The sequence below is a fragment of the Limnohabitans sp. Rim8 genome (assembly GCF_943326455.1).
In the GTDB taxonomy this organism is placed as follows: Bacteria; Pseudomonadota; Gammaproteobacteria; order Burkholderiales; family Burkholderiaceae_C; genus Limnohabitans_A.
Genome location: NZ_CALPTI020000008.1, coordinates 44,947 through 57,454, shown reverse-complemented (window position 1 = coordinate 57,454; position 12,508 = coordinate 44,947). Strand labels below are relative to the sequence as shown.

Below are 12,508 nucleotides of genomic sequence, written 5' to 3'. Positions count from 1 at the left end.
TGCCGCATGACCGATTTCACGTACAACACCGCCACCGAACTGATGGCCCGACTCCATTCAGGCGAAGTCACCAGCATCCAGTTGCTGGCGCAGCACATCACCCGTGTTGAGCAGCGCGATGGCCCGATCAACGCGGTGGTGGTGCGAAGCTTTGAGGCCGCCCATGAACGCGCCTCCCAAGCCGACGCGGCGCGTGCCCGTGGCGAGGACTGGGGTCCGCTGCATGGACTGCCCATGACTGTGAAAGAGTCGTTTGATTTGCCGGGCACGGCCACTTGCTGGGGCTTTCCTCAGTACAAGGACAACATCGCAAAAAAACCGGCCGTGGCCGTGCAGCGCCTGCTGGACGCCGGGGCTGTGGTGTTTGGCAAGACCAATGTGCCGGTGGCTTTGGGCGACTGGCAGACGTTCAACCCGGTCTATGGCACCACGAACAACCCCTGGGACCTGCGCCGCTCGCCCGGCGGATCGTCGGGCGGGGCCAGCGCGGCGCTGGCCGCAGACATGACCCCGCTGGAGCTGGGCAGCGACATCGGCGCATCCATCCGCAACCCTGCGCATTACTGCGGCGTCTACGGGCACAAGCCCACCTGGGGCTTGGTGCCCATGCAAGGCCACCAGCTGCCGGGCGTGCGCTGCATTGACAGCCTCGACATTGCCGTGGCCGGTCCCCTGGCGCGCAGTGCTCAAGACTTGCAGCTGGCCATGAAGGTGCTGACCACGCCGCTGCAGCAGTTTGGACCGCTGGGCTGGACGCCCGCGCAGTGGCGTCGCAACGACAAGCCGCTGCGGGAGTGCCGGGTGGCCATCGTCTACGACGACCCCGAAGCGCGGGTAGACAAGAGCATCCAAGACCGGCTGCACGCGCTGGCCGATTTTTTGCGCGCCCAAGGCGTGACCGTGCTGGACGAGCACCGCCCGGTGGACAGCGCGCAGTCACACCGCGTTTACTGCCACCTGCTGCGCGCGGCCACAGGGGCCTGGCTCGACGATGCAACTTTTGCTCGCTTTGAGGCCCTGGGCCAGCAGGCCGACCCGGCACTCGACACCATGCGCGAACGCGTCTGGCGCGGCAGCACCCTGACGCACCGCGACTGGGTCGAGTTCGACCAGCAACGCGCGGTGCTGCGGGCACAGTGGCAAAGCTACTTCGAGTCGGTGGATCTGCTCATCACCCCGGTGGCCACATCGCCCGCCTTTTTGCACAACCAGCAAGGCGAGCGCTGGGAGCGCATGCTGCAGGTCAACGGCCAGGACCAAGCCCACACCGACAGTCTGTTCTGGGCGGGCTATTCCGGCGTGGTGGGCCTACCCGCCACCGCCGTCCCGATCGGTCAAAGCCCAGGCGGCTTGCCCGTTGGCGCGCAAATCATCGGCAACAGTTTTGCCGATCCGCTGTGCCTGAACATGGCCCGCTGGCTTGAAACCGAATGGTGCGGTTTTGTGCCGCCACCGCACCTGGCTTGAACCTCTGAAATCCCCCTGCCCATGTCCGACCTGACTGACATTACCGACTTCAACGCCAGCGAACTGTCTGAGCGCATCCACCAGCGGAAGTTGTCCTGCACCGAAGTGATGCAGGCTTACCTCAAGCGCATCGAGCGGCTGAACCCGCGCTTTAACGCCATCGTCAACCTGGCACCCACAGACACGCTGCTGGCACAGGCGCGCCAGTGCGATGCCGAACTGGCCAAAGGTCAGTCGCGCGGCTGGCTGCACGGCATCCCGCAGGCCATCAAGGACACCGGGCACGCCGTGGGCTTTCCGACCACCTTTGGCAGCACCGTGCTGCAAGCGGCCCTGCCCGCCAAAGACAGCATCATGACCGAGCGCATGAAGGCGGCCGGGGCCATCGTGATTGGCAAAACCAACATGCCCGAGCTGGGCCTGGGCTCGCACACCTTCAACACCCTGTTTGGGGCCACACCCAACGCCTGGGACACGGCGGTGAGCGCAGGCGGCAGCAGCGGCGGCGCTGCAGTTGCTGTGGCTCAACGAATGCTGCCAATCGCAGATGGTTCGGACTTCATGGGCAGCCTGCGCAACCCGGCAGGCTGGAACCACATTTTTGGCATGCGCCCCTCGCAGGGCCGCGTGCCCTTTGGCCCCGGTGCTGATGTGTGGGTGGACCAACTGGGCACCGAAGGCCCCATGGCCCGCAGCGTGCGCGACCTGGCCCGCCTGCTGGCCACGCAATCCGGGCATGACGCACGCCAGCCTTTGTCGATCAATGGCAGTGTCGATGCATCAGGATTGGAGTACACACCCGATGCGCAGCGTAGTTTGCCTGGCCTGCCAGGCCTGAGGATAGGCTGGCTGGGCGACCTGAACGGCCACCTGGCCATGGAGGACGGCATTCTGGACGTGTGCCAAGACGCGCTGCAGCACATGGCGGGCCAAGGCGCCCATGTGGACGCTATCGGTTTGGGCTTTGACACCCATTCGCTGTGGGACTGCTGGCTGGTCTGGCGCCGGGCGCTGGTGGGCCCCAAGGTGGCGGCCTTGCTGCAAATTCCGGGTGCGAAAGACCAGCTCAAACCCGAGGCCCTGTGGGAATACGAGAACTCGGTCAAGCTGTCCTACATGGACTTCATGCAGGCCAGCCAGACACGCAGCGCGTTCTATCAGCACCTGCTCGGCCTGTTCGGCCAATACGACCTGCTGGCCTTGCCCGTGGCCCAGACCTGGCCGTTTGCACTGCAAGAGCGCTGGCCGCAAAACATCGGCGCACGTGCCATGGACACCTACCACCGCTGGATGGAGTGCACGATCTACGCAACGCTCGCAGGCCTGCCCGCCATCAGCCTGCCCGCGGGTTTTCACCCGACACACGGCTGGCCCATGGGCATCCAGTTGATCGGCAAGCCGCAAGGCGATGTGGCTTTGTTGCAGGTGGCAGCGGCCTACGAAGCGGTGCGAGGAGACTGGCTGAAAAAGCGGCCTAGTTGACCAAGGACGCGATCAGGCCTAACAGCACCCGGCGCTCAATCGGTCAGTTCGAGCACCGTCGTGTGCCCTTGGGCCATGGGCCAGGTCAAACCCACGATTTTTTCGCCGTTGAAGCTTGCGCCCACGCTGCGCTGCGTGCTGTCATTCAAGCGCAAGCGGCTCGATGCCACCCCTGCTCCGGGCGGCACGCCGGGCAAGCTGCTTTGCCCATCCAGGTTCATGGCGTCGCGCCCCGGATCGAAATACCCCCGGGGCCGCGTGAAGCTGAGCACCGCCTGCGCTGCCCGGTCGGCGTCACTTGCACGCTCTGGCCGCATGTTCAGCCACTGGCTTGATCTGGGCAATGGGCTGCGGTAAATGTGCGTGGTGGCGTAACCTGCCGCCTGGATCACGAACTCATACGCTGTGTCGCCTCGCCCCCGAAAAGGCCCCCACTTGCCATCAGCCCCGGTGGTTTGAACATGTGCCGCAGCCCCCCGGCGCTGGCCCGTGGCCGGATCGGTGGCGAAAATTTCCATGCGAGCACCGCGCAAAGGCAGGTTGTTGACGAAATTACCGCTGCCCGAATCCATCGGGTCCAAACCCAGGCCCACCAATTTGCCGTTCAGCACCACCTCGTTCTGCCGAACCACACGCGAGCTGGGTGCTTGACCGGTGATGAAACGGTGTGTGGCTTCAAAGGCGGCTTGAGAGTAAGACGTTTCCCGGTGGTCAATTTTGGGAATGACCACGTTGGTGGCCCCTTTGAGTTCGGGACCATCGAAGCCCACCATCGTGGGTCTGCCCTTCATGCCCAACCACAGGCCATCGGGTTGCGCAAATTTGTCGTTGTTGTCCGAGCGGATGGTCATCCAGCGGGTAGGGCCACAGACCTCATCGCCTTGGGTATTTTTGGGGGCATTGAGTTGCTTGAGGAACGGACCCGTGCCTGAAAATTCGTTGGCCTCATTCAGGCCGGGAATAGCCTGCACCCCATGGTTGGGGGTACCACCCAACACAGCGTGACTGACCACAGCGGCACCGCCACCGTTGCAAATGAAGTTGCGAATCGCATTGCCGCCACGCGAGTTGCCCACCAAAATCACTTGGCTTGCCCCGGTTCGGCGCAAGACGGCCTGCACCTCGACCTGCAAAAAGGCCATGTGTTCTTGCGTGGACGATCGTCCGGCTTGCGCTTTGTTGTCAGCATCGCGAGCCAGTGGGTAAGGCATGTCGAGAGGGTGCAAGCGGTCGGTGGGCCAGCCGTTGGACTCGAAACGCCAAATGGTGGATTGCCACAAGGCAGCGGAATCACCGTTGCCATGCACAAACACGATGGGTGTTCGCTCTGCCAAGGGTCTGGGCTCCGGCAATGCGCACGCGCTCAGCAGCAATGCTGCCGAAAGAAGTCCGAATGAGCGACGCTGAAGGTTCATGGCATTCCAATCGTGTGCATGGCAAAGCACACATCCTCCTGCGGTAGAGGCCGAAAGCCTGACTCCTGCGCGTCAGCGGGCCTTGTTTTGGGCCCGGCCGAACCCCAACCACAAAAAAGCACCCAAGGCGATCATGGGCAAGCACAGCCACTGACCCATGCTCATGCCCAAGGAGAGCAAGCCCAAGTGCGCATCAGGCTCTCTGAAAAACTCGGCCACAAAGCGAAAAAAGCCGTATCCGAGCAAAAACGCACCCGAAACCTGGCCCATGGGGCGGTCTTTCCGGGCAAACCACCACAACAACACAAACAGCAACAAGCCTTCCAGCGCAATTTGGTAGAGCTGCGAAGGGTGGCGCGGCAATTCACCCGCCCCACGGAACACCATGCCCCAAGGCAAGGACGGATCGGCCACACGGCCCCAAAGTTCACCATTCATGAAGTTGCCAATTCGCCCAGCGGCCAGCCCCGTGGGCACACAGGGCGCCACAAAGTCCATGACCTGCAAAAAAGGCCGCTGACGCGTTCGGGCAAACCAGACCATGGCCAGCATGACCCCCAGCAAACCGCCATGAAAACTCATGCCTCCCTGCCAAATCGCCATGATTTCCAGTGGGTTAGACAAGTAATACGCCGGTTTGTAAAACAGGCAATAGCCAACGCGACCGCCCAGGACAACGCCCAACACGCCTAAAAACAAGATGTCTTCCACATCTCTTTTTTGCCATTGCGGCAGATTGGAGAAAGGCAGATGCCCCAGGCGCCGGGTGCCCAGCCAGTAAAAAAGACCAAATGCGGCCAAATAGGTCAACCCATACCAATGGATGGCCAAGGGCCCCAGTTGCAGGGCGACGGGATCAATTTGTGGGTGGATCAGCATGCCCGGATTGTGCACCGGCAAGATGCCCTGAAGGACCCGGGACAAATGCTGTGGTCAAGCCGCTTCGGTTTTGGACTGACCGCTAGAATGTGACAAATTTTTTTCTAAGCTGAAGAGACGCCACCATGACCGACAAAATCATTCCGATCAAGCCCATCAACGAGCGCAGCGCCAACATCACCGCAGGCAAATCACGCGCGCCCAACCGCTCGATGTACTACGCCATGGGTTACGAAGAAGGCGATTTCGTCAAGCCTATGGTGGGCGTGGCCAACGGTCACAGCACCATCACACCTTGTAACAGCGGCTTGCAAAAACTGGCCGATGCCGCCGTCGAAGGCATCGAAGAAGCGGGCGGCAATGCCCAAATCTTTGGCACGCCCACCATTTCCGACGGCATGGCCATGGGCACCGAGGGCATGAAGTACTCCCTCGTTTCCCGCGAAGTCATCGCTGACTGCGTCGAAACTTGCGTTCAGGGCCAGTGGATGGACGGTGTTTTGGTCGTTGGTGGTTGCGACAAAAACATGCCCGGCGGCCTGATGGGCATGCTGCGCGCCAATGTGCCCGCCATTTACGTTTATGGCGGCACCATCCTGCCGGGTCGCTACCAAGGCAAAGACCTGAACATCGTCAGCGTGTTTGAAGCGGTGGGAGAAAACGCTGCAGGCAAGATGAGCGATTTCGACTTGAAAGAAATCGAAAAGCGCGCGATCCCCGGCACGGGTTCTTGCGGCGGCATGTACACGGCCAACACCATGTCATCCGCCTTTGAAGCTTTGGGCATTTCTTTGCCCTACTCGTCGACCATGGCCAACGTGCATGAAGAAAAAGTTCACTCCGCCAAAGAGTCGGCCAAAGTCTTGGTCCAAGCCATCCAAAAAGGCATCAAGCCCAAAGACATCGTCACACGCAAATCCATCGAGAACGCGGTGGCCGTGATCATGGCCACTGGCGGCTCCACCAACGCGGTGCTGCACTTCTTGGCCATTGCCCACTGTGCGGGCGTGGAATGGAGCATCGACGACTTTGAACGCATCCGTCAGCGCACACCCGTTTTGTGTGACCTCAAGCCCAGTGGCAAGGCGTTGGCGGTCGACCTGCACGTGGCAGGCGGCATCCCTCAAGTCATGAAGATTTTGCTCAACGCCGGCTTGTTGCACGGCGACTGCATCACCATCACCGGTCAAACCATTGCCGAGGTTTTGAAGGATGTTCCTGACGCGCCGCCCAATGACACCGTCATCCACTCCATCGAAAATGCCATGTACAAGCAAGGCCACTTGGCCATCTTGAAGGGCAACTTGTCGCCTGAAGGCGCTGTGGCCAAGATCACGGGCCTGAAAAACCCGGTCATCACGGGTCCTGCCCGCGTGTTTGACGATGAGCAATCAGCCCTGGAAGCCATTTTGGCCGGCAAGATTGTGGCGGGCGACGTCATGGTGTTGCGTTACCTGGGCCCCAAAGGCGGCCCTGGCATGCCCGAAATGCTGGCCCCAACAGGTGCCTTGATCGGCGCTGGCTTGGGCGAGACAGTGGGACTGATCACAGACGGCCGCTTCTCGGGTGGCACCTGGGGCATGGTGGTGGGTCATGTGGCGCCGGAAGCGGCAGCGGGCGGCAACATCGCCTTTGTCCATGAGGGCGACAGCATCACCATCGACGCGCACAAGCTGCTGTTGGAGCTGAACGTGCCCGAAGCCGAATTGGCCAAACGCCGTGAAGGCTGGAAGGCTCCAGCCCCGCGTTACACCCGCGGCGTTCAAGCCAAATTTGCTTTCAACGCCTCCAGTGCCAGCAAGGGCGCCGTTTTGGACATGTTTTGATCCATCACCCCCATCCATGAAAAAAGCCACCGCAAGGTGGCTTTTTTGTGACCGAAAAAACCTTAGCGGGTCACAAGCCGATCGCAGCAATACCTGCCTTGGCGATCTGGGCGTCTTCGGTGGACTTGACGCCGCTCACACCCACTGCACCGAGACAAAAGCCATCTTTCATGATCGGGACGCCGCCTTCCAGCATGCCGTGGATGGTGGGCGCTGACAAAAAGGAGGTGCGCCCGCCATTGATGACATCTTCGTAAACCTTGCTTTCACGGCGACCCAAAGCGGCCGTGTTGGCTTTGGACGGGGCAATATGGGCAGACACAGGGGGGGCGCCATCCAAACGGGTGAAATGGAGCAAATGGCCACCCGCGTCCACAATGGCGATGCTCACCGCCCAGTTGTTTTTGAGGGCTTCTGCTTCGGCTGCAGCGGCGATGGCTTTGACATCGGACAGTTCTAGCGAGGATTGGGTCTTCATGGCGGAATCATTCAAAAAAGAAAAAAGAGAGCATACACGCGTCAGATCAGCAGATTGAGCACCTCAAAGCAAAACTGATTCAACTGGATAACCCCATCAACTATGGGAAATCAGCCAAACAAGGTCCAAGGAAGAATCTGCCCTCTACAATGGAAATACCTTTTTTAAAGGCTTATCTAGGAGATACACCATGAGCGACCTTCGCACCCTCAATTCTGCTGGCTGGGGCCATGTTGACCTGGCGGCACGCAACCGCGTTCTGCGCAACACCTATTGGCTGCTGGCCTTGAGCATGCTGCCCACCGTGCTGGGCGCTTGGGTCGGCGTCAGCACAGGCATCACCCAGTCCCTGACAGGCTTTATGGGTCTGGTGGTGTTCTTGGGCGGCGCATTCGGATTCATGTTCGCCATCGAGAAAACCAAAAACTCGGCCGCTGGCGTGCCCGTGCTGCTGGCCTTCACCTTCTTCATGGGCCTGATGCTCTCGCGCATGATCGCCATGGTGCTTGGCTTCAAGAACGGCTCTGACCTCGTCATGACCGCTTTTGCAGGCACTGCTGGCGTGTTTTTTGTGATGGCCAGCCTGGCCAGCGTCATCAAGCGCGATCTGTCTGGCATGGGCAAATGGCTGTTTGTCGGGGCCATGGTCCTGATGGTGGGCGGCATCATCAACGTTTTTGTGGGCTCTACCGCAGGCATGTTGGTCTTGTCCACACTGGCCATCGGCATCTTCAGCGCATTCTTGTTGTATGACCTCAAGCGCATCCTGGATGGCGGCGAGACCAACTACATCAGCGCCACCTTGGCCCTTTACCTCAGCGTTTTCAACATCTTCCAAAGCTTGTTGGCTCTGCTCGGCATCATGGGCGGCGAGCGCGACTGAACTCCCACCCCTCACCTCAAAACAAAGGCTCCCTTGGGAGCCTTTTTTTGTGGCCCCCCTTGTCCAAAGAGGCTCCAAAGCAAGAAGCGCGTTCAGATCATGCCAATTCAAAGACCGCCATGCTCTCGACATGCGCGGTGTGAGCGAACATATTGACCACGCCAGCGCTCACGCAGCGGTAACCGGCGCGGTGCACCAGTAAACCCGCATCGCGCGCCAATGTGGCAGGGTTGCAGCTCACATACACAATGCGCTGGGGCGGCGTCCAGCCCTGTCGCAACTCCTTGTTTTCGTTCAACTCTGCCAGCGCCTTGGCCAGAGCAAAAGCGCCCTCACGAGGAGGGTCCACCAACCATTTGTCGGCCGTGCCATCGGCCACCAGCGTGGCGGGCGTCATGTCAAATAAATTGCGCGCCACAAACTCTATGGGGGCCAAAGCCTGACCGGCTGGGCGCATGGCCTGGTTGGCCATGTGGTTCTCACGCGAGCGGGCCACCAGGGTTTCGGCACCCTCAATACCCAACACCTGCGCCGCTTGGGTGGCAATGGGCAGCGTGAAGTTGCCCAAACCGCAAAACCAGTCGATCACGCGTTCGGTCTTTTTGGCTTGCAGCAAGCGCAGCGCACGCGCCACCAGCACGCGGTTGATGAAGGGGTTGACCTGGGTGAAGTCAGTAGGCCGAAACGGCATGGTGATGCCAAAGTCGGGCAAGCCGTAATTCAGTTGCGCCCCACCCTCGTCCAGCAAATGCACCGTGTCAGGCCCTTTGGGCTGCAACCACCACTGCACCTGGTGCTCGGCGGCAAAAGCGCGCAGCAAGGCTTTGTCGCCATCGCTCAAGGGCTCCAGGTGGCGCAAGACCAATGCCGTGACATCGTCACCGCAGGCCAACTCGATCTGCGGCAGTGTCTCGCGCGCATCCATTTGAGCTATCAGCGCACGCAAGGGCATGAGCATGGTGCTGACATGCGGCGGCAACACGGGACACGCCTTCATGTCGGCGATGTAGCGGCTCTTGCGCTCGTGAAAGCCAATCAACACCTCGCCCTTTTTGATCACATAGCGCACAGACAGTCGGGCACGGTAACGATAGCCCCAAGTCGGTCCCTCGATCGGGCGCAACAGGGTTTCGGCCTTGACCTTGCCCAAGTGCCAGAGGTTGTCCTCGAGCACACGCTGTTTGACCGCCACTTGGGCTGAGGCCTCCAAGTGCTGCATCTTGCAACCGCCACAAGCGCCTTGGTGCAAACCAAAATTAGGGCACCCAGGGCGAACACGCTGCGACGATTCGTGGTGGATCTCGGTGACGGTGCCTTGCTCCCAGTTGTTTTTCTTGCGGTGCACGTTGACCGAAACAATTTCAAAGGGCAAAGCGCCTTCGATGAAAACCACCTTGCCATCAGGCCGACGGGCAATGCCTTGGGCATCCATGTCCAACGACCCCACACGCAAAAACCCTGCGGGCAGGTCTTCACTGGAGTGGCTGGTGTCGTCGGCGTGGGCTTGGGATAGGGAAATGTCTAATTCACTCATCCCCCGATTGTCTCAGGATGAGCGACAGAAAAATCAAAGGGCTATGGCGCTGCTCAATGGATTTTTACGCTGACTTCGGGCACCAGGCCCGGTGTCACAGACAAGGTCAGCGAGCTGGCAAAAACTTGGTGGGATCGACAGGCTTTCCTTGACGCCGAATTTCAAAATGCAGCTTCACGCGGTCTGCATCGGTTTTGCCCATCTCGGCGATCTTTTGCCCCTTGCGAACCTGCTGGTCTTCTTTGACAAGCAGCGCCTGGTTATGGGCGTAAGCGGTCAAGAAGGTGTTGTTGTGCTTCAAGATGATCAGGTTGCCATAACCGCGCAATCCCGCACCGGCATAAACCACTTGACCATCGGCAGCCGCCAAGATCGGATCGCCCGCTTGGCCTGCGATGTCCAAGCCTTTGTTTTTCACCTCGTCAAAGTTGCCAATGACTTGACCATTGGCTGGCCAAGAAAAAGCAAAACCTTTATCCGGGGCAGCTTGCGTGGGCGGCGTTTGAGCTTGGGGCAAAGGTTTAGGCGCAGCTTGAGTCGCAGGACCCATGGGCTGGACGACGACGCCGCTGGGCTCGGTGATGGCGTTGGGTGGGGCTACCCGCAAGACTTGACCCACCTCAATCAAGTTCACATTGGACAAACTGTTCCACAAGGCCAAATCACGCCAAGACTGACCGTTGTCCAGCGCAATCCGTGTCAGGGTATCGCCGCGTTGCACGGTGTAAAAACCAGGCTTACCAGCATTTTCTGCACCAGGCATCGGTTTTGCTGAAGTGCTCGCTGCAGGAACATCAGGCGCAGTTGAAGACATAGGTGAAGGCGCAGGGGATGCAGGGCGGCCTGAGACACTTCGGCTTTCCACAGGGGCAGGCACTCTGGGCGGCGTGTTGCAGCCCGCCAAAAGTACCAGGGCGAGCCCTGCAAGCCAAAGACGGGAAACATGACTAAAAATCATCCGGGTTCAATCCTTCAAGCAATGCCTGATTTTAGGGGGACAAAGTGAACCGCCTCTAAAACCTGACGGTCGAACCCCTGGCTCGTTTTGTGAATCACCACCAGCGCTTGATGGCCGGAGGGCGTCACTGTCGGTGCGACCAAGCGTCCTCCTGTGGCCAACTGATCCAACCAAGCCTGAGGGACGTTGTCTCCACCCGCCGCTGAAATGATGCCAGCGTAAGGCGCCCCCTTAGGAAAGCCCAGCATGCCGTCTCCCAGTATCAGATGCACATTCGGCAAACGGAATGGAAGCAGATTCTTTTTGGCTTTTTCGTGCAAGCCGCGCAAACGTTCAATGCTGTAAACCTCGCTCGCCACATGGCTGAGCACGGCTGCTTGGTAACCACAGCCCGTGCCAATCTCCAAGATCCGACCCAACTTGCCTTGAGCGCCTTGACGCAGCAACTCGATCATCCGGGCCACGACATTGGGTTTGGAGATGGTTTGTTCAAATCCTATCGGTAAACTGGTGTCCTCGTAAGCCTGACCGGCCAATGCCGATTCAACAAAAAGGTGTCGCTCCACCCGGCCCATGGCGTGCAAAATCAGCGCATCTTGGACCCCTTGCGCCGCCAATTTGGCCACCATCTGAGCCCTGACAGCACCCGAATCCAAGCCCAAGCCCATTGATACAGGTGGTGGGCGATGGGCAGAGATGCTCTTGGATGTTCCGTTTGCCAGCGTTTTCGATACGGGGATGCTCAAGCTGGGCTTGGGCTTCACGCCCGAGCCATTCAAATTGGCAGGAAAACTGGGCCTTGGCTTCATTCGCCGTCCTGCTGCCAAAGGCGACTGCAAGTTTGAGTCCAGGCTTGCAGGTGGTCGTGCTCGGTCAGATCCACTTTCAGAGGTGTCACCACGACATGCCCTTGATCAGCCGCATGGAAGTCTGTGCCAACGCTGTCATCCATGGCGGCACCCGCAGCACCAATCCAGTACATGGTCTGACCCCTGGGGTCAACTTGGGTGATGACCGGCTCAGCAGCATGGCGGCGGCCCAAACGGCAAACCTTGGGCGATTTGATCTGCGACTCCGGCAGATTGGGAATGTTCACATTCAACAACCAAGGCCGCATGCCGATCAGGTCTTGCTGAATCATTTGCTGGACCATTCGCTTGACCGTGCTGGCCGCCCCATCCAAATGGGCCCAACCCTTGTCAATTTGGGAAACGGCAATGGCCGGTATGCCAAACAGAAACCCCTCCATGGCCGCGCCAACCGTGCCCGAGTACAGGGTGTCATCTCCCATGTTGGCGCCATTGTTGATGCCGGAGATCACCAAATCCGGGCGATAGCCCAACAAACCCGTCAAAGCAATGTGCACACAATCAGCGGGCGTGCCGTTGACGTATCGAAAACCGTTGTCTGCGCGGTTGACATACAGCGGTGTGTGCAGCGTCAATGCATTCGATTTGGCACTGTTGTTGTGCTCTGGGGCCACCACCTCGACCTCGGCGATGTCCTTGAGCGCGGCATGCAGGGCCACGATGCCTTCGGCCCGAAAGCCATCGTCGTTGGAAATCAGTATTTTCATGGCTGGTTTT

The 12,508-nt window shown here is 59.7% G+C and carries 11 protein-coding genes; 4 read left to right on the top strand and 7 right to left on the bottom strand.

Annotated elements, in window-relative coordinates:
- The first annotated feature begins 6 nt into the window (after positions 1-6).
- Positions 7-1,467 carry an amidase gene (locus Q1M54_RS07590; RefSeq protein WP_300555867.1) on the top strand — a complete coding sequence of 487 codons (1,461 nt, stop codon included), beginning with the start codon at positions 7-9 and terminating at the stop codon, positions 1,465-1,467.
- A 21-nt stretch (positions 1,468-1,488) separates the two neighbouring features.
- Positions 1,489-2,949 (top strand): amidase, encoded by a 1,461-nt coding sequence (locus tag Q1M54_RS07585; protein ID WP_300555865.1) that lies wholly within the window; start codon positions 1,489-1,491, stop codon positions 2,947-2,949.
- Positions 2,950-2,984: 35 nt separating this feature from the next.
- Here the strand turns inward: Q1M54_RS07585 and Q1M54_RS07580 are convergent, their stop codons facing one another.
- Together Q1M54_RS07580 and lgt are read right to left on the bottom strand one after the other, a co-directional pair.
- Positions 2,985-4,364, bottom strand: coding sequence for a twin-arginine translocation pathway signal (locus Q1M54_RS07580; RefSeq protein ID WP_300555863.1), 1,380 nt, complete (start codon positions 4,362-4,364; stop codon positions 2,985-2,987).
- A gap of 72 nt (positions 4,365-4,436) precedes the next feature.
- Positions 4,437-5,243, bottom strand: a complete 807-nt coding sequence (gene lgt, locus Q1M54_RS07575) for a prolipoprotein diacylglyceryl transferase (RefSeq protein ID WP_300555861.1) — start codon at positions 5,241-5,243, stop codon at positions 4,437-4,439.
- Positions 5,244-5,368: 125 nt separating this feature from the next.
- On the opposite strand from lgt, the gene ilvD reads away from it, so the two are divergent.
- Entirely contained in the window at positions 5,369-7,069 is a 1,701-nt protein-coding gene (gene ilvD, locus Q1M54_RS07570; protein WP_300555859.1) for a dihydroxy-acid dehydratase, read from the top strand.
- Positions 7,070-7,139: 70 nt separating this feature from the next.
- Here the strand turns inward: ilvD and Q1M54_RS07565 are convergent, their stop codons facing one another.
- Positions 7,140-7,547: a heme-binding protein gene (locus tag Q1M54_RS07565; RefSeq protein WP_300555857.1), complete on the bottom strand. Its 408-nt coding sequence runs from the start codon at positions 7,545-7,547 to the stop codon at positions 7,140-7,142.
- A gap of 190 nt (positions 7,548-7,737) precedes the next feature.
- On the opposite strand from Q1M54_RS07565, the gene Q1M54_RS07560 reads away from it, so the two are divergent.
- Positions 7,738-8,430 (top strand): Bax inhibitor-1/YccA family protein, encoded by a 693-nt coding sequence (locus tag Q1M54_RS07560; protein WP_295503496.1) that lies wholly within the window; start codon positions 7,738-7,740, stop codon positions 8,428-8,430.
- 97 nt (positions 8,431-8,527) lie between these two features.
- On the opposite strand, the gene rlmD is transcribed toward Q1M54_RS07560, so the two are convergent.
- From rlmD to surE, 4 genes are all read right to left on the bottom strand, one after another.
- Complete coding sequence (rlmD, locus tag Q1M54_RS07555; RefSeq protein WP_300555854.1) at positions 8,528-9,964, bottom strand: 23S rRNA (uracil(1939)-C(5))-methyltransferase RlmD; 1,437 nt, start codon at positions 9,962-9,964, stop codon at positions 8,528-8,530.
- Positions 9,965-10,070: 106 nt separating this feature from the next.
- On the bottom strand, positions 10,071-10,922 hold the full coding sequence (locus tag Q1M54_RS07550; RefSeq protein WP_300555852.1) for a peptidoglycan DD-metalloendopeptidase family protein: 852 nt from the start codon (positions 10,920-10,922) through the stop codon (positions 10,071-10,073).
- Positions 10,923-10,936: 14 nt separating this feature from the next.
- Positions 10,937-11,731 carry a protein-L-isoaspartate(D-aspartate) O-methyltransferase gene (locus Q1M54_RS07545; RefSeq protein ID WP_300555850.1) on the bottom strand — a complete coding sequence of 265 codons (795 nt, stop codon included), beginning with the start codon at positions 11,729-11,731 and terminating at the stop codon, positions 10,937-10,939.
- Positions 11,728-12,498 (bottom strand): 5'/3'-nucleotidase SurE, encoded by a 771-nt coding sequence (surE, locus tag Q1M54_RS07540; RefSeq protein WP_300555848.1) that lies wholly within the window; start codon positions 12,496-12,498, stop codon positions 11,728-11,730. Before surE ends, Q1M54_RS07545 begins: the two co-directional genes overlap by 4 nt.
- Between the last annotated feature and the right edge of the window lie 10 nt (positions 12,499-12,508).

Excerpts from the sequence above, each read along its gene's own strand:
- Q1M54_RS07590 (WP_300555867.1), top strand. The coding sequence starts at position 7 with ATGACCGATTTCACGTACAACACCGCCACCGAACTGATGGCCCGACTC.
- Q1M54_RS07585 (WP_300555865.1), top strand. The coding sequence starts at position 1,489 with ATGTCCGACCTGACTGACATTACCGACTTCAACGCCAGCGAACTGTCT.
- Q1M54_RS07580 (WP_300555863.1), bottom strand. The coding sequence starts at position 4,364 with ATGAACCTTCAGCGTCGCTCATTCGGACTTCTTTCGGCAGCATTGCTG.
- lgt (WP_300555861.1), bottom strand. The coding sequence starts at position 5,243 with ATGCTGATCCACCCACAAATTGATCCCGTCGCCCTGCAACTGGGGCCC.
- ilvD (WP_300555859.1), top strand. The coding sequence starts at position 5,369 with ATGACCGACAAAATCATTCCGATCAAGCCCATCAACGAGCGCAGCGCC.
- Q1M54_RS07565 (WP_300555857.1), bottom strand. The coding sequence starts at position 7,547 with ATGAAGACCCAATCCTCGCTAGAACTGTCCGATGTCAAAGCCATCGCC.
- Q1M54_RS07560 (WP_295503496.1), top strand. The coding sequence starts at position 7,738 with ATGAGCGACCTTCGCACCCTCAATTCTGCTGGCTGGGGCCATGTTGAC.
- rlmD (WP_300555854.1), bottom strand. The coding sequence starts at position 9,964 with ATGAGTGAATTAGACATTTCCCTATCCCAAGCCCACGCCGACGACACC.
- Q1M54_RS07550 (WP_300555852.1), bottom strand. The coding sequence starts at position 10,922 with ATGATTTTTAGTCATGTTTCCCGTCTTTGGCTTGCAGGGCTCGCCCTG.
- Q1M54_RS07545 (WP_300555850.1), bottom strand. The coding sequence starts at position 11,731 with ATGAAGCCAAGGCCCAGTTTTCCTGCCAATTTGAATGGCTCGGGCGTG.
- surE (WP_300555848.1), bottom strand. The coding sequence starts at position 12,498 with ATGAAAATACTGATTTCCAACGACGATGGCTTTCGGGCCGAAGGCATC.